19 protein-coding genes are annotated in these 21,692 nt (G+C 61.5%); 8 read left to right on the forward strand and 11 right to left on the reverse strand.

The features are described from left to right. Nucleotides 1–5: 5 nt before the first annotated feature. The 4 genes from bamA to RZS28_RS05425 form a co-directional block, all read right to left on the reverse strand. A complete protein-coding gene (bamA, locus tag RZS28_RS05410; protein WP_407340311.1) occupies nt 6–2,462 on the reverse strand; it encodes an outer membrane protein assembly factor BamA in 2,457 nt (818 codons plus the stop codon). Between the two features lie 257 nt (nt 2,463–2,719). Beyond that, nucleotides 2,720–3,865: an RIP metalloprotease RseP gene (gene rseP / locus RZS28_RS05415; RefSeq protein ID WP_407340312.1), complete on the reverse strand. Its 1,146-nt coding sequence runs from the start codon at nt 3,863–3,865 to the stop codon at nt 2,720–2,722. A gap of 451 nt (nt 3,866–4,316) precedes the next feature. After that, entirely contained in the window at nt 4,317–5,552 is a 1,236-nt protein-coding gene (gene dxr / locus RZS28_RS05420; RefSeq protein WP_407340313.1) for a 1-deoxy-D-xylulose-5-phosphate reductoisomerase, read from the reverse strand. A 534-nt stretch (nt 5,553–6,086) separates the two neighbouring features. Further along, the gene (locus tag RZS28_RS05425; RefSeq protein WP_407340314.1) at nt 6,087–7,169 is read right to left on the reverse strand and encodes a hypothetical protein; all 1,083 of its coding nucleotides are present in this window, start codon (nt 7,167–7,169) and stop codon (nt 6,087–6,089) included. Between the two features lie 273 nt (nt 7,170–7,442). On the opposite strand from RZS28_RS05425, the gene RZS28_RS05430 reads away from it, so the two are divergent. Continuing rightward, nucleotides 7,443–8,042, forward strand: coding sequence for a superoxide dismutase (locus RZS28_RS05430; RefSeq protein WP_407340315.1), 600 nt, complete (start codon nt 7,443–7,445; stop codon nt 8,040–8,042). 195 nt (nt 8,043–8,237) lie between these two features. On the opposite strand, the gene RZS28_RS05435 is transcribed toward RZS28_RS05430, so the two are convergent. After that, a complete protein-coding gene (locus tag RZS28_RS05435; RefSeq protein WP_407340316.1) occupies nt 8,238–8,585 on the reverse strand; it encodes a hypothetical protein in 348 nt (115 codons plus the stop codon). 422 nt (nt 8,586–9,007) lie between these two features. Continuing rightward, nucleotides 9,008–9,244, reverse strand: coding sequence for a hypothetical protein (locus tag RZS28_RS05440; RefSeq protein ID WP_407340317.1), 237 nt, complete (start codon nt 9,242–9,244; stop codon nt 9,008–9,010). Here RZS28_RS05440 and RZS28_RS05445 point away from each other — a divergent pair. Further along, nucleotides 9,243–9,995, forward strand: coding sequence for a hypothetical protein (locus RZS28_RS05445; RefSeq protein ID WP_407340318.1), 753 nt, complete (start codon nt 9,243–9,245; stop codon nt 9,993–9,995). The genes RZS28_RS05440 and RZS28_RS05445 overlap by 2 nt on opposite strands. 407 nt (nt 9,996–10,402) lie before the next feature. After that, nucleotides 10,403–11,116 carry a transcriptional repressor LexA gene (lexA, locus tag RZS28_RS05450; RefSeq protein WP_407340319.1) on the forward strand — a complete coding sequence of 238 codons (714 nt, stop codon included), beginning with the start codon at nt 10,403–10,405 and terminating at the stop codon, nt 11,114–11,116. 41 nt (nt 11,117–11,157) lie between these two features. On the opposite strand, the gene RZS28_RS05455 is transcribed toward lexA, so the two are convergent. From RZS28_RS05455 to RZS28_RS05465, 3 genes are read right to left on the reverse strand one after another with little or no spacing between them, the layout of a single operon-like run. Beyond that, entirely contained in the window at nt 11,158–11,379 is a 222-nt protein-coding gene (locus tag RZS28_RS05455) for a hypothetical protein (protein WP_407340320.1), read from the reverse strand. Next, a complete protein-coding gene (locus RZS28_RS05460; RefSeq protein WP_407340321.1) occupies nt 11,354–12,817 on the reverse strand; it encodes a ComEC/Rec2 family competence protein in 1,464 nt (487 codons plus the stop codon). The genes RZS28_RS05455 and RZS28_RS05460 overlap by 26 nt, the downstream gene beginning before the upstream one ends. Continuing rightward, nucleotides 12,814–13,539 carry a ComEC/Rec2 family competence protein gene (locus RZS28_RS05465; protein WP_407340322.1) on the reverse strand — a complete coding sequence of 242 codons (726 nt, stop codon included), beginning with the start codon at nt 13,537–13,539 and terminating at the stop codon, nt 12,814–12,816. The genes RZS28_RS05460 and RZS28_RS05465 overlap by 4 nt, the downstream gene beginning before the upstream one ends. Nucleotides 13,540–13,709: 170 nt before the next feature. On the opposite strand from RZS28_RS05465, the gene gltX reads away from it, so the two are divergent. The 3 genes from gltX to RZS28_RS05480 all read left to right on the forward strand — a co-directional run bounded on the left by gltX (nt 13,710) and on the right by RZS28_RS05480 (nt 18,094). Beyond that, nucleotides 13,710–15,125: a glutamate--tRNA ligase gene (gltX, locus tag RZS28_RS05470; protein WP_407340323.1), complete on the forward strand. Its 1,416-nt coding sequence runs from the start codon at nt 13,710–13,712 to the stop codon at nt 15,123–15,125. A 222-nt stretch (nt 15,126–15,347) separates the two neighbouring features. Further along, nucleotides 15,348–16,637 carry a citrate synthase gene (gene gltA / locus RZS28_RS05475; RefSeq protein ID WP_407340324.1) on the forward strand — a complete coding sequence of 430 codons (1,290 nt, stop codon included), beginning with the start codon at nt 15,348–15,350 and terminating at the stop codon, nt 16,635–16,637. 203 nt (nt 16,638–16,840) lie between these two features. Continuing rightward, nucleotides 16,841–18,094, forward strand: coding sequence for an FAD-dependent monooxygenase (locus RZS28_RS05480; RefSeq protein ID WP_407340325.1), 1,254 nt, complete (start codon nt 16,841–16,843; stop codon nt 18,092–18,094). A 12-nt stretch (nt 18,095–18,106) separates the two neighbouring features. On the opposite strand, the gene RZS28_RS05485 is transcribed toward RZS28_RS05480, so the two are convergent. Beyond that, complete coding sequence (locus RZS28_RS05485; RefSeq protein WP_407340326.1) at nt 18,107–19,375, reverse strand: glycosyltransferase family 4 protein; 1,269 nt, start codon at nt 19,373–19,375, stop codon at nt 18,107–18,109. A gap of 136 nt (nt 19,376–19,511) precedes the next feature. After that, nucleotides 19,512–20,417, reverse strand: a complete 906-nt coding sequence (locus RZS28_RS05490; RefSeq protein WP_407340327.1) for a LysR family transcriptional regulator — start codon at nt 20,415–20,417, stop codon at nt 19,512–19,514. A 203-nt stretch (nt 20,418–20,620) separates the two neighbouring features. Here RZS28_RS05490 and RZS28_RS05495 point away from each other — a divergent pair, with 203 nt between their 5' ends. Next, a complete protein-coding gene (locus RZS28_RS05495) occupies nt 20,621–21,157 on the forward strand; it encodes an NAD(P)H-dependent oxidoreductase (RefSeq protein ID WP_407340328.1) in 537 nt (178 codons plus the stop codon). Between the two features lie 81 nt (nt 21,158–21,238). Beyond that, nucleotides 21,239–21,643 carry a DoxX family protein gene (locus tag RZS28_RS05500; RefSeq protein ID WP_407340329.1) on the forward strand — a complete coding sequence of 135 codons (405 nt, stop codon included), beginning with the start codon at nt 21,239–21,241 and terminating at the stop codon, nt 21,641–21,643. The last annotated feature ends 49 nt before the right edge of the window (nt 21,644–21,692 follow it).

The raw sequence follows: 21,692 nt of genomic DNA on the forward strand, positions 1-21,692 counted from the left end.
TAAGGTCAGAAAGTGGTGCCGCCGGTAAAGCGGAAGAACTGGGTCTGATCGTATGGGCTCTTTGTTATCGCCTTGGCGAAGTCAAAGCGGATTGGTCCGAGCGGCGACGCCCAAATGATCGACGCGCCCGCGGAGGTGCGGATCAGCGACGAATTAGCGCCGACGGTGATGCAGGTGCCCTGCGTGTACGTAGGCGCGACATCGGTGTAGGTGCATTGGCCGCCGCCGGCGAAGTTTGTCTTCCCATTATAGCCGAACAAAGTGCCGGCGTCCGTGAAGATCGCGCCCTTCAGGCCGAGATCCCTCGGCAGGCCGAAGATCGGGAATTGCACTTCGAGGCTGGCGCCGAAATATTTGGTGCCGCCCAGAGGATTGCCGGAGGAGTTGCCTGAGACGCCTATGCTCGATATGTCGCGCGGGCCGATTCCGTTCGGGGCAAATCCACGCACCAGGCTCGGTCCCATATTGAAATTGTCGACGATGCGAAGCTGGTCGCTTCCTAACGCTGTGATATCGCCGCCTTGGAGGTGCACAAGCCCGACGATCTGATCGAAGATCTCGTGATAGTAGCGCAAATCGCCCGTGGTGCGCACGAAATGAGAATCGCCGCCAGCGCCCGCCACGTCCTGCCGCAATTCGGCGTAGAGGCCGCCTGTCGGAGACTTGTTATTATCGAGCGTATTGTAGGACAGCGTATAGCCGACCATCGAGGTGAGGAAGTTGCCTTGCGCCTGCTGGATCGCCAGCGAGGCTTCGCCGTTCGTCAAGCAATTGTTCCAGTAGTTGACCGTCGTGCCGTTGAAGCCTGGCGTCACGCCCCAAATCGGATAGGTGCAATCATTATAGGGATGATTGGAGTCATTCGGGACCGTGATGTCGGTGTTATAGATGGAATAGCGCGGCGAGAAGGTGATTTCCTCTGTTATAGGCAGGCCGAGACGGAGCGTGCCTCCAGTCACGAAATTGCTGTAGAACGAATATTGCGAAACGTCGGATTTCTTTGCGTAGAGATCAAAGCCGGCGGCCATGCGGTTGCCGAGAAAATAGGGCTCCGTGAAACTGAACTCGACGCCGCGGGCATGCTGCCCTTCGGACACGGCCAGCTTAACGTATTGACCCCGGCCCATGAAATTCGATTCGGTCACGGAGACCTCGGCGATGAATCCGTCGGAGGTCGAATAGCCGCCGGACAGCGACAATGCGCCGGTCGCCTGGTCCTCGACATCGACGACCACGATCACGCGGTCCGGGGCTGAACCCGGTTCGTTGGTGATCCTCACCTTCTTAAAATAGCCGAGATTGTTAAGGCGGCGTTCGGCGCGGTCGATAAGAGCGCGATTATAGGCGTCGCCTTCGCCGACCTCGAACTCCCTGCGAATGACATAGTCGCGCGTCCTTGTGTTTCCCCGGACGACGATGCGTTCGATATAGACGCGCGGACCTTCGTCGATGACGAAGGCGATGGTGACGGTGCGGGTTGCAGGATCGCGATCGCCGCGCGGATGCACCTGGCTGAACGCATAGCCGCGTCTGGCGACTTCCTTCGTCAAGGCGTCCACGGACTTCTCGACCATATCGCCATTGTAGGTCTCGCCCGGAGCCAATCGCACGAGAGGAAGCAAAGACGGGCCGTCGACATCGGCCAAATGGGAGTCCACGACGACGGAAGCGACCTTGTACTGAGCGCCCTCCTCGACCGTGATGGTGACGACGTAGCCGCCCTGCGCCGGATCGAATTGGGCGTCCGAGCCTACGACATGGAAATCGGCGTAGCCATTCTTGAGATAGAACCTGCGGATGAGCTCAAGATCGGAGGCGATCTTGTCCGGATCATAAACATCCGAGGTCTTCAGGAACGACATGAAGTTCATTTCCGTCGTCTGCATGATATCGCGCAGCTTTCCCGAAGAATAAGCCACGTTGCCGACGAAATTGATGGTCTTTATGCCGGTCTTCTCGCCCTCGTCGACGGTGAAGACGACGTCGAGCCGCCCGTTCGGCAGATCGACGGTGCGGGCGGTGACCGTGGCGGCCGCGCGGCCAGAGCGACGGTAGACGTCCTTGATCCGCTCGATGTCGGCGTCAACCGTGGCCCGGCTATAGGGCCCGCGCGATTTCGATTGAATTTCCGCCTGGAGCGATTCGGTCTTTACCTTGCTGTTGCCCTCGAATGCGACGCGGTTGATGATGTTGTTTTCGGTCACGCTCACAATGACCCGATTGCCTTCGCGGCGCACCCGAACGTCGGCGAACAGGCCCGTGGCGTACAGATCCTTCACGCCCTTATTGACAGCAGCCTGATCCGAGCCGGTGAAATAAGCCGCGATGGTGTCGCTATCGACGCGCTTGTTGCCTTGCACGGAAACGCTCTGGGCGGCGGCTCCGGAAGCAGCCCAGATCAGGCAGGCGGAGGCAAGGGCCGCTACAACGAACCGGCTCAAAAGGCTACGCATGAACTGCATTGTGAGACCGGTCCCCGCGCGCCTTGACGCCAGTTATATATTCCTGACGCCAAGGAGTTGATCCAACTGGCTTTATTCTAGCGCAAGAGCAATGCGCCGTAATGCCCTGAGCTCTGCTTCTACAGCGTTTGCGGTCCCCTGCAAATCAAGATTCATTTTGATGTGACGTTTTCGGACTGGCGTGGCGGGCAAGACACGCTTTGCGGTGAGCAAAACGTTAACCGTTACGGTTAACGCTTCGTTCGCCCAGCATTTACTCAGCCCAAATGCAGAAATTGACGGGTCAACCGAACGATATCGTTATAGGTCGCGAAGATCATCAATCCCGCCACCAACGTAAGGCCGAGCTTGAACCCGAACTCCTGCGCCTTTTCGTGCATGGCCTTGCCCTGCGCCGCCTCGACGGCATAATAGAAGAGATGGCCTCCATCGAGGAGCGGGATTGGAAGCAGGTTGAGGATCCCAACTGAAATCGACAGAATTGCGGCGAGATTCAGCAAAGCCGCAAGGCCGATCTTGGCCATCTCGCCCGAGACCTCGGCGATGCGGATCGGCCCGGACAATTGATCGGTCGATTCCCTTCCCATCACCAGGCCGCCAACATAGGAGCCGGTCCGGGCCACGACGTACCAGGTCTCAGACGTCGCGCGCTTGAAGGACTCGCCGAAACCGAAATGCTGCACGTGCCAGTTTTCCGGTTTCGCCCCGGCCTCGACGCCAAGGACGCCGACGCGCGTGGTCCCGAACGGAGTCTTGATTTCACGCCGGCGCGGGGTCGCGACGAGCTCGAGCATCTTGCCTTGCCGGTCCACGTCAAAGGTCAAGGCCGTGTCGCTCGAAGTCTGGACGATGCGCTGCATGTCCTCGAAACTGTCGATTTTGGAGTGATCGATCGCGACAATCAGGTCGCCCGATTGAAAGCCAGCGTCCTGCGCCGCGCTTCCCGCAGCGACATTATCGACCAAAGGCAGGAGGACGGCCCGGCCGTTGAAGTAAAAGACGCCGGTGAAAATGACGATCGCCAATATGAAATTGGCGATCGGCCCGGCCGCCACGATCGCGGCGCGTTTCCAGACCTTTTGGGCGAAGAAACTGACCGCCCGCTCCTGCGCGGGCATTGCCGCAGCGGCTTCCTCGTCGGTCACCGAGGCGCCATTGGCGTCGCCATGGAATTTGACATAGCCGCCGAGCGGAAGGATCGCGAGCCGCCAGCGCGTGCCGTAGCGATCGACAAAGCTGATGATCTCTGGTCCGAAACCAAGGGAGAAAGCGTCAACCTTGACGCCGCACCAGCGGCCGACGAGAAAATGCCCCATTTCATGAAAGAAGACGACGAGGCTCAAGACGAAAATAAAAGGGACGATATATTCGCCGACCGACCAGATATGCGCTATGATTGACATTGGAGCTCCTAGAACATGATCGGCGAAAAATAATAAACGTTTCGGATCATGCGACGAATTAAACGGACAGACAGATAGAATCCCGCCAAACCCGGTTGCAGCTCGGCGAAGCTTTTAGGACGAAGCTCTGGCTCGAAACGACGCCATCCGGCCGAATTCAGCAAACTACCGTAAATTCATGTCTTGACAAAACATGAATATCCCCTTGCGGGTTTCGCCCCGGTAAAGGATTTCGGCGGCGAGACCTCGTAACTCAGGATGCGATAGCGATGCAAGCGGCGCCTTCACGGCGCACTCCTAGAAAATCGTCTAAATAGGCCTTAGAGCATGTTCCGAAAAAGTTGATCAACTTTTTCGGAACATGCTCTAGCTTATTGATTTGAAGCAGTTTTTACCGATTGGATGACGCCATCTTCCATCCAATCGGAATGCCCTCTACCCCAAAGCAAAATCAATGCCTGACCGCACTTGAAACGTCTTGCCGCGCCAAAGAGGCGCGCGCGCGTTCGCGTACAGCCTGATCCATCGCAAGCGCGTCGGCGACAGATTCCGGTTCATGCGCGACGCCATCGGCCAGCGCCGCGTCGCACGCCTGTTCGACCATGCTGGCGATCTCGTGAAAGGAAATGCGCCGATTCAAGAAAGCCTCGACCGCGATTTCATTGGCGGCGTTTAAAACAGTGGGGAGGCCATGCCCTGCGCGCAAGGCCTCCAGGGCGACGCGCAAGGCGGGAAAGCGAACGAAATCCGGACGCTCGAAGGTCAATTGGCCGACGGCCGCCAAATCAAGACGCCGCGCCGCCGTCGCGATCCTTGCCGGATAGGAGAGACAATGGGCGATAGGCACTTTCATGTCGGGCGCGGCGAGGCCGGCGGTGACCGAACCATCGGTGAAGGCGACAAGGCCATGGACCACCGACTGGGCATGAACGAGAACGTCGAGCCGCGCCGCCTCTATGCCAAAAAGGTAATGGGCTTCGATGACTTCGAGGCCTTTATTCATGAGCCCGGCGGAATCGACTGTGACCTTTGGTCCCATCGACCAGTTCGGGTGGGCCAGCGCCTGCTCCGGCGTGGCTGAAGCGATGGCTTCGCTGGTCCAGGTCCGGAACGGGCCGCCCGAAGCCGTCAGGGTGATCATCTCGATCGTGGCGAGATCGGCGTCGCCCATGGCCTGGAAGATCGCGTTATGCTCGCTGTCGACGGGCAGCAGCCTCGTTCCCTTGGCGGCGGCTTGGCGCATGAAGGGGGCGCCGGCGCAGACCAGACATTCCTTATTGGCGAGCGCGATCGTCCGGCCGGCTGAAAGCGCGGCGAAGGTCGGCCCGACCCCGGCCGCCCCGGCGATTGCTCCGATGACGATGTCGGAGGGATGCAAAGCCGCCTCGACAACGGCGTCGCCGCCGGCAGCGGCCTCGATCGAGGTGCCGGCCAAAGCCTCCTTCAGCTCGGCGTAGCCCGAAGGATCGGCGAGGGCGGCGAATTTCGCCCCAAGCTCGCGGGCGACCCGGGCCAAAGCCTGCGCGTCGCGGCCGCCGGCGACCGCCTCGACCTGGAAAGCGCCGTCAGCGCCGGAGATTATGTCTGCGGTCGATTTCCCGATCGATCCGGTCGCGCCAAGGATCACCACGCGGCGCGCTTCGCGCTCGGCGGCTGGCGCGCGCCGCAATTCGATGACTTTCTCCATGCCGCTTCAGCTGCTCTTCTTCTGGATGTTGCAACGCCGCCGCCAAACCATTAGCGGCAAAGCTTTTCGACCTTTGGACTGAACGCGTTGGAGCCGTGAGCGGCTCCGTTTCAATCGCGTGATTCGACGGTGTAGGGAAACGCTCCAGCATCATCGCTCGATGATGATAAAAATTCATTATGGCGCGATTGACGCATCATTGGAAGCTTAGCGCCTTTCCTGTTGTCGCCGAGACGGCGCAGCGACAATTTTTAAATCCAAGTCTGGTCGCGGCCTCAAGAAAACACGTCTGGGTTGTTTGCAAATGTACCTCGTTCGCAGCGGCTTCGGATGAAGCTCGCGGAACCGGTGACCTTGAGGGCTTTCGACGCGGCCGTGTAAGCATAAAGCTTGCCGAAAGTTCGGCTCGGGCCTCCATGATAGCGCGAGGCCCTGACATCGCCGCATGTGGTCGCGCGTCTATGTCTGCGGCGCCCATGTCTTACGCGAAATGCAGGAAAAACAGACCGGCTTTGTCCGTGGCGGGGGTTAGCCTCAGCCCTGCGATTCGATGAAAGCCTTCAAATCGGCCATCGAATTGAAGTGAAAGATTCCCCGTTCCGATTGAGCATCAATCGAACCATCAGCGTACATGACGTAAGATGTCCCATCCGACTCATGGCGTCCAACAATGGCGGGCCCTTCTTCCAAGCGATGCAAGGAAGCCGAGGAAGACGCCGCCTCGGCCCCGCCCGGCCTCGGTTCAGGCGGGAGTTGCGCGCGGGAAGCTTGCGACTCGGAAACAAGCCTGGCCGTTTCATGGACTTCGGCTTCAGCCTGTCTGACCGCCGTTTGCCGCCCGGCCCCCTCGTCAATCTGTTTCGACGCAGCACGGAAAGGCGCGGCGATCGGCGCCGTTTCAGTTTCGGGCGGCCGCGCCGCCGCGCCCGGACTCGAGCCTGACCATCCAGTCCCGTCGCCAGGATGACGCGGCTCCGCCTCTCGTTCAAAAACCGGCGCGGATGTCATATTGGCGGCAGGCGCCGAATTGACTTTTCCGCTCTCCCGCGCGCCGCTCGCGCCAGCCTTGTAATCTTCGCTGGCGCTCGATTGGGGCGGAGCGGACGGCGATCGTTTGATCTTGGCGGCGACAAGCCGACGCACATCGTCGATTGAAACCGGCGAAACACTGGCGTCCTCTCGTGGCCGCGCCGAAAAGATGCGCGCCCGCCCCCTGTGATCGCCTAGCGGCTCCACGGGCGGGGCGGACGCCTCCGCGATCGGCTCGGCGGCCGGCGGCGCCTGGATTGGGGACGCCCCCTCGCCGAAGCCGAGCGGCGATTCAAGGTCGAGGGCCTGTTCTTGCGGCGCCCAGGACGGATTCGCGCCGCCGCCCTGCGCCGGCTCCCTCAGGAGCGGCTTCGTTCCCCTGTCCGCCTCCAACACGGCTTGCAGCTTGCCAAGACTGCGTAAGATGAAGCCGAGGGCGATCGTTATGATCCCGCAAGACAGCGCCGTCGCGCCGGCGATGAGGCTCGCCCAGCCGCGCTCGACCGCGACGATTCCATATCCGAAATAGGCGGCGGCGCCGCCGCAAAGCGAGAGCAAGAGCCCCAGGCCGAAAACCAGATAGCTCATTTCCGTCCACCCACGCGCTGCTTCACCTTAGACATTTGAACCGATTAGCCGGGGTAGAAGCTAGCCGCAAAAGAAGCGGTTGCAAATCGTTCTCATGCGGATGGCCGCCGGCGCCTTCGCGGGACGTGGTCGCCCCGATGATACATTATGACAATTATGAGTTTATAGGCCCAGACGGTTGCTGCGCTCGGCGAGGCCGTCTACTTATGGAGCCATGCGGCCGCGCAAAGGCGTCATCCTTGCCGGCTGCATTTCGTTATTCAGGAGCTTTCAATGTCTTTCACCCTGCCCGATCTCCCCTACGCCTATGAGGCGCTCCAGCCTTACCTTTCCAAGGAGACGCTCGAATATCACCACGACAAGCACCATGCGGCCTATGTGACGAACGCCAACAATCTTCTCAAGGACAGCGGCCTCGAAGGCAAGTCGCTGGAGGAGGTCGTCAAGGAAACCTACGGCAAGAATGTGCCGCTCTTCAATAATGCGGCGCAGCATTACAATCATTCGGAATATTGGAAGTCGATCAAGGCGAACGGCGGCGGAAAGATTCCGGGCGCGCTTGAAAAGGCGCTCATCGACAGCTTCGGCTCGGTGGACAAGGCGAAAGAGGACCTGGTTCAGGCCGGAGTGACCCAGTTCGGCTCGGGCTGGGCCTGGCTTGCTGTCAAGGACGGCAAGATCGCGGTCCTGAAAACAGGAAACGCCGACAATCCGCTCACGCAAGGCGCGACGCCAATCCTGACCGTCGATGTCTGGGAGCACACCTATTATATCGACTACCGCAACCGCCGCCCGGACTATCTCAAGGCCTTCGTCGATAATCTCGTGAACTGGGACTATGTCTCGGAACGATACGAAGCCGCGGTCAAGTAATCCTCCCAAGCGAATTTCTTTGACGCAGGCGCGACCAATTCCTCGCCAAGGATTCCGCATGGGCGCAGCGTAAACTCCGCCCATATTGCGCTGAAGCGTAAATGAGCCTCAGGCGACAGGGGCGCCGGCAACCGCGTGCGCGCATTTATTCACGCACGCGGTTGTCGCGGAGTCGCTATTCGTCCTGGGCGGCCCTTAACGTCTTTTGATGTCGCCTCGCAAGATTGCGGAGAGCTCTTCGAGCTGGCGTTGGACCGAATCGAAAACGCGGTTGATCACGCCGCTTGGGCGGCCCCTCCCGCCATGCCGCCCGACGTCGGATTTGGCTATGATCTTGCGTCGTCCGGGCACTTCGACCTCAACAGCGACGGCGATCGGCTGCGGCGCGGCCTTGGGGCCGCGAGGCGAAGCCTCGGCCACGACCCGGCAGCCGATGATATGCGAATGGAAATGTTCGAGGCGCTGCGCCCTTTCTCGAACGAGCCTCGCCGGAAACGTCCGGCGCTCGATGTCGCGGAAGACGATTTGCAGCGGTCTGTCCATGCTTTGGTCTCCTCGTCCGTGGGCTCCGGCGGGAGCGGGCGCCGATATTTTTCTTATCGAAAGGCCGCGCCCCAGCCACATCATGCCAACAATGCGCAAGGCCAAAAGTTCCGTCGCATGTAGCCCCGCCCAGAAAGCGCGCTACCTCGGAGTTAATTCCGCCACGGCGGAACCCTGAAGCAACCCGCTTTTAGCGGTTCAGCCTACTCTCGTTCATGTTGAGCAAGCCCTGGCGATTAAGCCTCGCGTCGAAGCGGCGTTATGACAAAATTTTTGCCCCGAAAAATCTTGGTCCGTTAAAAAATCTTGGCTCCTTGGGCGATTATGTACTTTACGAACCACAGCTTAGAGAACGCGCCACGCGATCCACGTAAGGTTCATGGCCCGCGTCGTCAGTTTCGCGTAATCGACGGCGGTAAAAATTAAACAGCTTTCCCGCCTAACAATTCGAACAGACGCAAGGCCGCATCTGCAGATGCGGCCTTGCCAATTATGTTGATGCCACTATCCGAAAACTCATCGTCCACCTCGAAAATGAAGTAGCCGTATTCCCCGCCTAACCCTTTTGCGCCGGTCTCTCGATACATTTGCGAGGAAATCGGCGCTATACAAAGAGATCGCGAATCACTGATTCGCACTGTTAGGTTGAGGTCATCCATGGGCATCACCGAAAAGAGATATGGATATAGAGCGAACCCGCAACTTTCTGCGGCACAAATAGCCGCATACTTGCTCGCGAGCCCGACGCGGCGAAAGTCGATTATCCGAGACGCGCGTTTTCCCAAACGCTCGATCGTCGCTCAGTACAGCAAAGCGCGTGAAGGTCTGGTAAGTTTTTTGGGAGACGGCACGCGCAGCCTTCATCATCTCGTTGATACAACTGACTATTTGGAGAAGCGCGGCAACCGCGCTGATGCGTCCGACTGGCTCAAGCGGGACAGTCGCATGTCGATTGAAGCTGTCGCCGCATTCCAGCGCGCTTACAATAAACTTGGATTTCGTCTTCTCGATTGCCGTGAGACGCCAGCGAGACTTCCGGCACTGGACGAATGGGCAGCGAAAATAAGTGTCGATATTGACGTTACAATTCATGTTCCAACCGAGACGGGTAAAGACCGCATTGGCGCAGCGATTCTTCTCTTCTCTCGCGGGGAATCGTCTGAGGCAAAACGAATTGAACAGTCTAAAACCATTGCGAGCCTGATCTTCCGGTTCTGCAATCGTTTCATGCTTGATCGTGGCGATCCCGACAAAAAACTATGTCTTGCCGTTGATGTATTTACAGGAAGTTCTCAAGGTCCCCAAGGTCAGAGAAAATTGGATCATATTCGCGATGCGTGTGAGGAAATCGCTGCGCGATGGGATACGATTAACCCGCCAGAAGACTATGACGGGCCATCCCCAGGTTGAGAACAAGGCCGGGTCGAAAGCGCTGCCTCAAAACCTTTTCCCTTGCCGCGAGACCTCGACGATCAATTAAGATCGCCGAAAGTTTTCCGCGCCTCTACCAAGCGCTTCGCCGTGGAGCCGAGGTTTGCCCCGCAGCGGGTGTTCCGGCTTATCCAAAAATTTGATCAAGTAATACTTTCATCTGATTGAACCGGCACAGGATACGCTTGAGTGTCCTATTTCCAAGATTGGGTGCCCTAGTTCGGACAGCACCCGCCGCCCCCTTGCGGAACGCAGCGCGAACAGATACTGTCTGTTCACTATTTGTGCAGGACCGAGTCTCAGTATATTAAGCTGAAGATGAGATCGAATTGATTCGGGGCCGGCGAGCGCGCGTCGAGCGCCGCTTGGAAAAGGGGCGAAGGCCGATGTTGACGAAAAAGCAGAGCGAACTGTTGCGCTTCATTCACGAGCGCCTCAAGGAGACCGGCGTTCCGCCCTCGTTCGACGAGATGAAGGACGCATTGGACCTGCGCTCGAAATCAGGCATCCACCGCTTGATCATCGCGCTGGAGGAGCGCGGCTTCATTCGTCGGCTGCCCAATCGCGCGCGCGCGCTCGAGGTCTTGCGCCTTCCAGGCTCCTCGACGCCGCCGGAGGTCAACCGCAGCAAAAAATTCGCCCCGAGCGTGATCGAGGGCAATCTGGGGCGGGTCCGCTCCCTGACGCCGAGCGCAACCGACGACGAGCTCGGCCGCTCGATCGTCGCCATCCCGGTGATGGGGCGGATCGCCGCCGGCACGCCGATCACCGCGCTGCAGAATCGCAGCCATACGATAAGCCTGCCGCCGGACATGCTGCCGCAAGGCGAACATTACGCCCTCGAAGTGCGCGGCGATTCAATGATCGAGGCGGGAATATTCGACGCCGACACGGTGGTGATCCGCAAGCAGGATACGGCCGAGACCGGAGATATTGTCGTCGCTCTCATCGACGACGAAGAAGCGACCTTGAAACGGTTGCGCCGGCGCGGCGCCTCGATCGCGCTCGAGGCCGCCAATCCCGCCTATGAAACGCGCATCTTCGGGCCGGACCGCGTGCGCATCCAGGGCAAGCTCGTCAGTCTCATTCGCAGATATTGATTACGCCGGCGACGGCGGCAAACTCGGCGCGCCGCAGCCCGCTACTCCAGCGGCGAGGCGTCGTCGGCGTCGGCCGCATCGGAGGCGTAATCCGGCGCCGCTTCGCCCGGCGGGTCCAGCGCCGGCTCCCGCCTTGGCTCCTGCCGCATATCTTGCGCGGGCGAGCCCCATGAGTCGAGCGCCAGAGGCGCGCTTCGGCCCCAGCGGCGCTTCGGCGCGCGCGACCAGGGCCGGTCTTCATCCGCGGCGCGCGCAGCGCGCATCTCGACGCCATTCTTTGTAAAAGCCAAAGTGAGCGCGCCGGTCTGCTTGAGCCTCTCGCGATCGATGACGAGCCGCGCGGCGCAGCCGACAGGGGCGAATAGCGGCGTGACGATAATATCGGCGCGGTCGCAATCTTCCGCGAAAGCAAACCTGTCGAGGGACAAGCGCGACCGCTCGCCCGTCCACGAGGCGGCCGACGCAGCCGAGCCTGTCGCAGCCGGTTCTCTGCACCGCCTGCGCGGCGGCGCGGCCGTCGGCGTCGGCGCGCAACCATTGCTCGGCCGAAAACAGGCTCGGCCGCAATCCGATGACGGCGAGCCTGCCGTCCGGGACGCGCAGCGCGACGGCGTCGCCTGAAGCCGCCACAGCAATGTCGAAGGAAGGCCCGGCCGCCGCCCCGCAAAGCCCAATCGCGGCGAGCGGAATCGCCATGGCGCGGAAAATCGCGGTCCGCCACAGCACCGCCGAAAGCAAGGCGAGCGCGAGAAACACGATCGCCCAAGGCGCGAAGGCCGGCAAATGGATCGTCGCGCCTGGCAACTCACCCGCCATGCGCGCCGCCCACATTATGCCGTCTATGCCGAGGCCGACATAGCGCCAGACCCAAGGGTCGAGGCCAAGCGGATAGAGCAGCGCGCCGACAAGCGCGCCGGGCACGGCGAAGATTTCGATCACGGTCAGGGTGAGCGGGTTGCCGATCAAGACATAGGGGCTCAGCTCATGGAAATTATAGGCCATGAAAGAGGCCGTGGCCGAGGTCGCGCAGAAGGTCGCGAAGAGAACGCCGCCGGGCCCTTGCCGCAAATGCCGCGCCACGGCCTCCCAAAATAGGCGACTGCGCTCGCCGAGAACGGGCCGCGCCGAAGGACGAAGCCTTTCCTCGCGGTCGCGGTCGTTTGCGGCCATGCGCGTTTCATAAACCGCGACCAAGGCCGCGACCGCCGCAAATGACAATTGAAAGCTCGCGCCCATGAGCGCTTCGGGCTCGATCAAGATGACGATCAGGGCGGCGAGCGCGAGATTGCGCATGGTCAGCGCTTGCCGGTCCATCAGCACCGCGGCAAGCATGATCAAGGTCATGAACAAGGCGCGTTCGGTGCCGACGCGGGACCCTGTCGCGATGTCGTAGAAGATCGCCCCCGCCATGGCGAGGCCGGCCGCCCATTTCTTGATCGGATAGCGCAAGGCGAGCGAGCCGCTCAAGGCCAGAAGCCGGCGGAAGCCGACGAAGAAAATCGCCGCGACGAGCGTCATCTGGACGCCGGAGATCGTGATGATATGGAAGATTCCGGCCTCGCGGATCACGTCCTTTGCCGGCTCGGAGAGGAAATCGCGCTTGCCGGTCACCATGGCCGCGGCGATCGCGCCAGCATCGCCGCCGACGATCGCATCGATGCGGCGCGCCAAGGCGTTGCGGCCGCGGTCGATCGCCATCATCGCCGCGAAGATCGGGCCGGGCGGCGCGGGCGGGGCGACGACTCGATCCGGCCGAGCGCATTGCCGACGGCGCCGAGGCGGGCGAACCAGGCGTCTTTCGCGAAATCATAGCCGCCGGGGAGGCTCGCCCGCGCCGGCGGCAGAAGCCGCGCCTTGAGACGCACATAGGCGCCGGCCTCGAAAGGCGGCGTTCGGCGCATCGAAAGCCGGACGCGATAGGGCGTTTCCTCTGGCGCAAGCCCGGCGGCGGACTCGACCCGAAGTATGAAACGGGCCCCGGCGCGGCGAAAATCCATCTGCTCGATGAACCCTTCGACCGTCGCGATCCGAACGCGGTCGAGAACCGGCGCGGCGACTCGCGCGGTCCGCCAAGCCGCCGAAAGCTCGCCGGCAAACAAGGCGCAGAGCCCACAAAAGACCATAAAAGCGATCCGCCACTCGCGCGCGAGCCAGGCGAGACCGCCAAACAACAGGGTTGCCAGCGCGATCAGCCAAAGCGAAGGTTCGCGGTCGGCGCAGAAATAGGCGATCACGCCTGCGCCGGCGGCGACCGGCAGCCAAAGAAAAGGGCGGCGGAGCGCGACCTCCGTCTCAAAAGCCTCCGCCATATGCTCGAGCAGCCGGGCGATTTTTGCGCGAAGCGGCGCGGCGAAGCCGCCAGCCCCCGCCAGGCCGCCTTTCGCGATCGCTGTTCCGGCCGTTTCCGCCATCCGCAAACCCATAGCGAACTCGCTGCAGCGTCCTACATAGACGCCACATGAACAAAGCCTGTCGCCGAGATCCCTTTTCTTTCGGCATTTCCATGTTACACGACCCGACGCGGCGCGTAAGGCCGAGGAGCCGACCCGCCGATGATTTTCTCAAAGCTTTCAACCGTGCAGGAATTCCTTTCATGACCGATGTGGTCACGCGCTTCGCCCCGTCGCCAACGGGCTTTCTCCATATCGGCGGGGCCCGCACGGCGCTGTTCAACTGGCTCTACGCCCGTCATGCAGGCGGCCGCATGCTGCTGCGCATCGAGGACACGGATCGCGAACGCTCGACCGACGCGGCGATCACAGCCATACTCGACGGGCTTACATGGCTCGGCCTCGATTGGGACGGCGAGGCGATCCATCAATTCCGCCGCGCCGGGCGCCATCGCGAAATCGCCGAAAGCCTGCTTGCGTCCGGCGATGCGTATTATTGCTACGCGACGCCGCAGGAACTCGAAGAGATGCGGGAAAAGGCCCGCGCCGAGGGGCGTCCGCCGCGCTATGACGGGCGCTGGCGCGAGCGGCCGGCTTCCGAAGCGCCCGCAGGCGTCAAGCCGGTCATCCGCCTGAAGGCGCCGCAGGACGGCGAGACCGTCCTCGACGACAAGGTCCAAGGGCGGGTGAGCTTCGCCAACAAGGATCTCGACGATTTCATCCTGCTTCGCTCGGACGGCACGCCAACCTTCATGCTCGCCGTGGTCGTCGACGACCACGACATGGGGGTCACCCAGATCATCCGCGGCGACGATCATCTCACCAATGCGGCGCGGCAAATGCAGATCTACCAGGCGCTCGGCTGGACCGTTCCGGGCATGGCGCATATTCCGCTCATTCATGGCGCGGACGGCGCCAAATTGTCGAAGCGCCATGGCGCGCTCGGGGTCGACGCCTATCGCGCCATGGGCTATCTGCCCGAGGCCCTGCGCAATTATCTGGTGCGGCTCGGCTGGAGCCATGGCGACAAGGAGTTTTTTTCGACGCAGGAGATGATCGAGGCTTTCGATCTCGCCCATGTCGGCCGTTCGGCGGCCCGCTTCGACTTCGTCAAGCTCGAAAGCATGAACGGCCATTATATACGAGCAGGCCGGGACGCCGATCTCGTCAAGGCGATCGAGGAGACCTCGCCCTATCTGCCGCATGGGGCGGAAGGGCCGCCCGCGTTTGACGACGAGATGCGCGCGAAGCTTCTCGCCGCCATGCCGGGCCTGAAGGAGCGCGCCAAGACATTGGTCGAGCTCTTGGACGGCGCGGCCTTCCTGTTCGCGAAGAGGCCGCTTGCCTTGGACGCCAAAGCGGCGGCCATTCTCGACGCCGGCGGCCGGGCGCATATCGCCAGCCTGCTGCCGCGTTTCGCGTCTCTCTCCACTTGGTCCGCGGCCAGCGCAGAAGGCGCGGTGCGCGACTATGTCGAGGAGACCAAGGTCAAACTCGGCCAGGTCGCGCAGCCTTTGCGCGCCGCGCTGACCGGCCGCTCGACCTCGCCCGGCATTTTCGACGTGCTGGAAGTGCTGGGACGGGAGGAAAGCCTCGGTCGTCTGGCGGACCAGGGCTGATGAAAACAGGGCTTCCAGATGCGGCGGACGCAAAACGGCTCGGCGACGCCCGTTGGAAACGCGTTCGCGGACGCCCGCTTGAATGGGGGCGGCGCATAATATAGTAGTTTTGCGCCGCATCATTCGACGCAGCGACGCAAATCTCCTCGATCCACCCTCCGCCTACCTCAAGCTTGGCGATTTCGGCTCGAACACATGAATTTTTTAGAGAAGGCAGCCTCCATGAGCGCGACGACCGGCTCCTTTAGCCTCGGCGATACTACGGTCAGCATGCCGGTCAAGACCGGCACGATCGGCCCTTCGGTCGTCGATATCAGCAAGCTCTACGCCCAGACCGGGATGTTCACCTACGACCCCGGCTTCACATCGACGGCGAGCTGCGAGTCCGAGATCACCTATATCGACGGCGACGAAGGCGTCTTGCTTTATCGCGGCTATCCGATCGAGCAGCTCGCCGAGCAAGGCGATTTCCTCGAGACCTGCTATCTCCTGCTCTATGGCGAATTGCCGACGCCGATCCAAAGGAGGGACTTCAACTACCGGATCACCCGGCACACGATGGTTCACGAGCAGATGGCCCGGTTCTTCCAAGGCTTCCGCCGCGACGCGCATCCCATGGCGGTGATGGTTGCGAGCGTCGGCGCGCTCTCCGCCTTCTACCACGATTCGACCGATATTTCGGATCAAAGGCAGCGCATGGTCGCCTCGATGCGGCTTATCGCCAAGATCCCGACGCTCGCCGCAATGGCTTATAAATATTCAATCGGGCAGCCCTTCGTCTATCCGAAGAACGAGCTCGACTACACGTCGAACTTCCTGCGCATGTGCTATGCGGTGCCCTGCGAGGAATATAAGATCAATCCGATTTTCGCGCGCGCGCTTGATCGCATCTTCATCCTTCACGCCGACCACGAGCAGAACGCCTCGACTTCGACGGTCCGCCTCGCCGGGTCGTCGGGAGCAAATCCTTTCGCCTGCATCGCGGCGGGCGTCGCTTGCCTCTGGGGGCCGGCGCATGGCGGCGCCAATGAAGCCGCCCTCAAGATGCTGACGGAAATCGGCACGGTCGAAAACATCCCCAAATATGTCGCCCGCGCCAAGGACAAGAATGATCCGTTCCGCCTGATGGGCTTCGGCCACCGCGTCTATAAGAATTACGATCCGCGCGCCAAGATCATGCAGCAGACCTGCCATGAGGTCTTGAACGAGCTTGGAATGAAGGACGATCCCTTGCTCCAAGTTGCGATCGAGCTCGAAAGAATAGCCCTCAGCGACGAATATTTCATCGAGAAGAAGCTTTACCCGAACATTGACTTTTATTCGGGCATTACGCTGAAGGCGATGGGCTTCCCGATCTCCATGTTCACCGTGCTTTTCGCCGTCGCGCGCACCTCCGGCTGGATCGCGCAATGGAAGGAAATGATCGAGGATCCGGGACAAAAGATCGGCCGGCCGCGCCAGCTCTATATCGGCGCCGCCAGGCGCGACTACGTGCCGCTGGACAAGCGCTGAAAAAGAGCGACATCTCGGCCATCCGCTCGCCAGGCGCGGCTTGCCGGCCTATTTAGGCCGGCAAGCGCGCATCCAAGGCGGATGGACTTGATCTGGCCGATAGGGATTTGCGCCAGATCTAAAGAGATGGAGCATATCGACATGCTCTACCGCTAGGGGGAGCCGATTTTTTCGCGATTGCGGATCGGCTCCAAGGGCAACTCATGTCTCTCGCGACCCCGGATACGAACGCGGATATTCTCGTCGCCGGCGCCGGCGCCGCAGGTCTTTCAGCCGCCCTTGCTCTTGTCCAAGCGGGGTTTTCAGTGGTCTGCGTCGGCTGCGTCGACTCCCGCGCCAATGGCAGGACAGTCGCGCTTTTCGAAGCGTCGCTGCGCTTCTACAAGTCGCTTGGCCTCTGGCGGAATTTTCGCGGCAGGACGGCTCCGCTCGAGAAGATCACAATGATCGACGCGACCGAGGCGCGTCTTCCAGTTCCTTCGGTGACCTTCGCGGCGAGCGAGATCGGCCTCGCCGCCTTCGGCGAGAATATCGAGAACAACGTCCTCGTCGAAGGCCTCGCGGAGATTGCGGCGCAGACGCCAGGCCTCGTCCTGCATGAAGGGATGCTGAGCGACATAAGCTTCGACGCCGACGCCGTCCGCGCCACATTGGCCGACGGCCATCGCGTGGAGGCGAAGCTGGTTGTCGCCGCCGACGGACGCGGATCGCTCGCGCGGACCAAAGCCGGAATCAGCGCGCGCAGCTGGACCTATCCGCAGGTCGCCCTCACCGCGCTTCTGACGCATGAAAAGCCGCATCGTCACGTCTCGACAGAGTTTCATACGCGATCGGGTCCCTGCACGCTCGTGCCCCTCAGGGCGCTCGAAGGCAGGCCCAACCGGTCGAGCCTGGTCTGGCTGATGTCGGCCGAGGACGCGGACCACAGGCGCGCGCTCAGCCCCGCCGCGCTCGCGCGCGAGATCGAGCGGCAGGTCGACTCATGCGTCGGCAAGATCGAGGTCGAAGGGACCTGCGGCTATTTTCCGATGGCCGGGATGAGCGTCGCCCGCCTCTTCCGCCCCCGCATCGCGCTGATCGGCGAAGCCGCCCATGTCTTTCCGCCGCTGGCCGCGCAAGGGCTGAATCTCAGCTTGCGAGACAGCGCCGCCCTTGTCGAAGCCTTGGAGGACGCGCGGGGTCTCGGACAAGACATAGGAAGCGCGCAGACGCTCGCGGCCTATGCGAAGGCCCGCCGCGGCGATATTTCCTTGCGAACGAATGGAATCGACATCCTCAATCGTTCGCTGCTTTCCGATCTTTTTCCGGTCGATTTTTTGCGCGGCGCGGGTCTTTTTGCCTTTTCGATGATCGGGCCCTTGCGGCGCGCCTTGATGCGCGAGGGCGTTCTGACGCATGGAACGCTGCCGCGGCTCATGCAGGCGCGCGCCCACCGTTCATACGCGCGGCATAACTGAACGATTCGCGCGCTACTCCGCCATCGACGCCGCATCATCGCGCAAGCGCGTGGATTGGTCGGCAAGCGAGCGCCAGAAGCTTGCCGGCAAACGAGCCAGCCATTTCTCCTTAGAAAAAAATGCGGCGACATGCGCGCGCGCGGCGAGCCCTATTCGCTTGCGCTCAAATGGATCATCCAGGAGCCGCCGCAGCGCTTTGGCCGCTTGGTCGATGTCCGGTTCGGCCCATAGCGCCTCGTAGCGGTCGTAGACATGCTGCGGATCGACTACGGCCGTAAATGCGACGTCGACCAGGACGCTGCACTCCGAGGTCATGAAATCGAGATTGCCGGACCAACCGGTGGCGATGACCGGCTTCGCCGCCGCCATCGCCTCGGCCAATAGAAGGCCGAAACCTTCGGAGCGATGCAGCGACAGCACAATATCGGCGCGCGCCATGAGATCCCTCATCTGCTCGACGCTGAGCGTCTCATACATCAGATGCGCGTTAGTCAGGCCCGATATTGCGCGCTGAATGAGCGCCGCCGATTCGGGCCAGACAAGGCTGTTGTTGATTTTGATGACGAGGACGGCGTTCGGATCATCCGCCGCCGCGCGCCGGAACGCTTCGATCGCCGCCTCAGGATTTTTGCGGGCGTGGACTGACCGCACATCATAGGTAAAGAAGACGATCGTGCGGTCCTTGAAGCCGGGCAAAGGATCGCTACAAGGCGCCAGCGGCGTCGACTCGACGTCGATGAAATGCGGCGCGACATGAATGGGCTTGCCTGGAAGGGCGCGGCGGAGCGCGGCGGCCACGAATTGGCTTGGGACCCAGATCTCATCCACTTGGACCGCGGCGCGGATCCATTGAGGCGGGATGACATCGAGCTCCCAAGCCCAGTAGCCGACAATTTTCCGACTCGAGAACCGCCGGCCGAGCGCCGCGGCGAGCAGATGAAAATCATGCGGGTTGACATGGGCCACGACAATGCCGCCGGCGCCGGCGTCAGGCGGCCACAACGGCCCGGCGTCGAAATCTTCGAGCAGAGCGAACAATCGGCTCGCATTGGCGGCGAGCGGCCGCAAGCCGATGTGCTGAAACAGGCTCAGCATCTGGCGCGCGCCCTGGCCCAATCCGGACGCCGTTCCCATCAGTCCGCAAACGACCACATCGCCGGGCTCGAGCGGACGCCCCGGATCGACCGGACGACGGAGAAAGCGCTCCGCCAAGGCGCGCTCCCTCTCCTGCATCCAGAGCGGCTGCGCGTCCAGGGCGCGGCAGACGAGTTTGCTGAGCACCGGCGATTCTTATGTCGTTCGCAGCAGGCGAATGCGAAGGGAGCTGGTTCGCCGCCATCGAAGAAAGTCTAACGCGGACGACATTAGAGCAGATCCCGCGAAGGCGGAAGCAAACGCGATCCGTTTAATCGCATCTTCAGCCAGGTTTCCTCGATGATGTCGCGAGACGCTCCAACATCCATTGCGTCGCCGGGCCGATCGATCGATCGGCGCGATGGGCGGCGCACATGGGGAGCGAGGCAGCGCGGCCGTCATCCCATTCCTTCGGAAGGAGCCGCACGAGCCGGCCGGCGGCGAGATCTTCTTCGACCATATGGGCCGGCATGCTGCCATAGCCGAGCCCTTCTCTCAGCAGGGCGTGCTTGGCGCCGAGATCGCCAAGCCGCCAAGTCTGCGTCGCGTAGACGCCGTAATCCTTGTCGCCCGTGAAGCCGGAAGGGTCGGTCAGGACGAGCTGGATGTGATCGCGGAGGATCTCCGAGGGCGCCAACCCATCGAGCTTGGCCAAGGGATGTTCCGGGGCAGCAACCATCACCAGCTCGACATCGAGCAGAGGGACCCGCTTCAACGCAATCGTATCGCTGGCGAAAGCGCAAAGGACGCCAAGCGCGCAGAGATCCCCCTGGACGAGGCGGGCCGCCCCGCCGAGGCTCTCAACATAGATGCGCGTCTGAACGGTCGGATAACGCTCCTGGAACGCTTTCAAAGCCCCAACCAGCGCATCCATTGGGAACATCGAATCAATGACGAGCGATAGCTCGGGCTCCAATCCGCCTGCGATGCCGCGGGCTTGGTTCTGAAATAGTCCGACCTCTTCGCCGATCCGCCGCGCTCGCGGCAGCAAACTGCGCCCGGCCTCGGTGAGAACAGGCCGGTAGTCGGAGCGATCGAACAGCGCCGCGCCGATCTGATCCTCGAGCTTGCGGATCGAATAGGTGACGGCGGATTGCGCCCGGCTCAATGACCGGGCGGCGGCGGAAAAGCTGCCCTGCTCCACGACCGCCAGAAAGACCCGAATGTGATCGAAGGAAAGGCCGTCCATGAACTCCATCTATAAATTCGATGATTAATGGCGAGCTTTTCTCAGTTTTTTTGGGGCTTGAGAAGAGGCAGATTAGTCAAACCCGGTTCGAGGCGGATCGTCAGACGAGGATTTCGCCTCGTGAAGCGCGCCCCAGGCGCTCGTGCGTAGCCGGCTTCGAGGCGAACGCCCTTTTGGATTTGTCCCTAACGAAGAGATCATCCATGCCCAAGAAAACCCTTGTCGTACTCGCCCACCCCGACATCGCCCGATCGCGCGTCAACAAGCGCTGGGCCGAAGAGCTTCGCGCGCATGCCGATGCGATCACCGTCCACGACATCTATGAAGCCTATCCGGATCGAAAGATCGATGTCGCGGCCGAACAGAAACTTGTCGAGGCGCATGACCGCATCATTTTTCAATTCCCAATATTCTGGTTTTCGACTCCAGCTTTCCTGAAGCAGTGGATCGACGAGGTTCTGACTTATGGATGGGCCTTTGGTCCCGGCGGCGACAAGCTGAAGGACAAGGAGATCGGACTCGCTTTTTCGACTGGTGGAAAGGCCGAGGCCTATCAGGCCGGTGGGCAAAACCGCTTCGCCATGAGCGAGCTGACCAAATGGCTCGAGGCGACGGCGATCTATGTCGGGGCCAAATTCCTGCCGAGCGTAGCGCTGCACGGCGCGCTTTACGACCTCACCGACGAGGATCTCGCAGCAAGCGCCAAAGCCTATGCCGCGAGGCTGCTCGAAGGAAGTTGATTGCGCTTCCGCGGCCGCCGCGGCCTTCTCCCCTGCGCCTGTTGCAAGGCTGTTTTCATTCCAGCGAAGGGATTTCTCATCATGGCTCTAGCGCGCATCGCCGCCGCTTGGTCGCCCCGCCTCCTCAGCGTCTTGCGGATCGTCTCGGCTCTTTTGCTTCTCCAGCATGCGACAGCGAAATTCTTCGGCTTTCCCCATGTGGCCGCTTTCGATGACCTCAAGCTGCTGTCGCTGCTAGGCTTCGCCGGCGCTCTGGAGCTCGTCGGCGGCATTCTGCTTCTGCTTGGCGCGTTCACCCGGCCGGTGGCCTTCATTCTGTCCGGCGAGATGGCCGTCGCCTATTTCATCGCCCACGCCAGCAAAAGCTTCTTCCCCGCCCTCAACCAGGGCGAGCCCGCCGTGCTCTTCTGTTTTATTTTCCTCTATCTCGCGGCGGCCGGAGGCGGCCCTTGGAGCCTGACCGACCGTCGCACATCCACGCGATGAGACTTAGGCCCCGGTCGAGTCCCGGTGAAAATGACCGGGACTCTAAATC

The organism is Methylocapsa polymorpha (genome assembly GCF_045689225.1).
GTDB lineage: Bacteria > Pseudomonadota > Alphaproteobacteria > Rhizobiales > Beijerinckiaceae > Methylocapsa > Methylocapsa polymorpha.

Bases quoted from the DNA above. Each gene is read 5' to 3' on its own strand.
- bamA (WP_407340311.1), bottom strand. From the start codon at position 2,462: ATGCAGTTCATGCGTAGCCTTTTGAGCCGGTTCGTTGTAGCGGCCCTT.
- rseP (WP_407340312.1), bottom strand. From the start codon at position 3,865: ATGTCAATCATAGCGCATATCTGGTCGGTCGGCGAATATATCGTCCCT.
- dxr (WP_407340313.1), bottom strand. From the start codon at position 5,552: ATGGAGAAAGTCATCGAATTGCGGCGCGCGCCAGCCGCCGAGCGCGAA.
- RZS28_RS05425 (WP_407340314.1), bottom strand. From the start codon at position 7,169: ATGAGCTATCTGGTTTTCGGCCTGGGGCTCTTGCTCTCGCTTTGCGGC.
- RZS28_RS05430 (WP_407340315.1), top strand. From the start codon at position 7,443: ATGTCTTTCACCCTGCCCGATCTCCCCTACGCCTATGAGGCGCTCCAG.
- RZS28_RS05435 (WP_407340316.1), bottom strand. From the start codon at position 8,585: ATGGACAGACCGCTGCAAATCGTCTTCCGCGACATCGAGCGCCGGACG.
- RZS28_RS05445 (WP_407340318.1), top strand. From the start codon at position 9,243: ATGGGCATCACCGAAAAGAGATATGGATATAGAGCGAACCCGCAACTT.
- RZS28_RS05440 (WP_407340317.1), bottom strand. From the start codon at position 9,244: ATGGATGACCTCAACCTAACAGTGCGAATCAGTGATTCGCGATCTCTT.
- lexA (WP_407340319.1), top strand. From the start codon at position 10,403: ATGTTGACGAAAAAGCAGAGCGAACTGTTGCGCTTCATTCACGAGCGC.
- RZS28_RS05455 (WP_407340320.1), bottom strand. From the start codon at position 11,379: ATGCGCGCTGCGCGCGCCGCGGATGAAGACCGGCCCTGGTCGCGCGCG.
- RZS28_RS05460 (WP_407340321.1), bottom strand. From the start codon at position 12,817: ATGATGGCGATCGACCGCGGCCGCAACGCCTTGGCGCGCCGCATCGAT.
- RZS28_RS05465 (WP_407340322.1), bottom strand. From the start codon at position 13,539: ATGGGTTTGCGGATGGCGGAAACGGCCGGAACAGCGATCGCGAAAGGC.
- gltX (WP_407340323.1), top strand. From the start codon at position 13,710: ATGACCGATGTGGTCACGCGCTTCGCCCCGTCGCCAACGGGCTTTCTC.
- gltA (WP_407340324.1), top strand. From the start codon at position 15,348: ATGAGCGCGACGACCGGCTCCTTTAGCCTCGGCGATACTACGGTCAGC.
- RZS28_RS05480 (WP_407340325.1), top strand. From the start codon at position 16,841: ATGTCTCTCGCGACCCCGGATACGAACGCGGATATTCTCGTCGCCGGC.
- RZS28_RS05490 (WP_407340327.1), bottom strand. From the start codon at position 20,417: ATGGACGGCCTTTCCTTCGATCACATTCGGGTCTTTCTGGCGGTCGTG.
- RZS28_RS05495 (WP_407340328.1), top strand. From the start codon at position 20,621: ATGCCCAAGAAAACCCTTGTCGTACTCGCCCACCCCGACATCGCCCGA.
- RZS28_RS05500 (WP_407340329.1), top strand. From the start codon at position 21,239: ATGGCTCTAGCGCGCATCGCCGCCGCTTGGTCGCCCCGCCTCCTCAGC.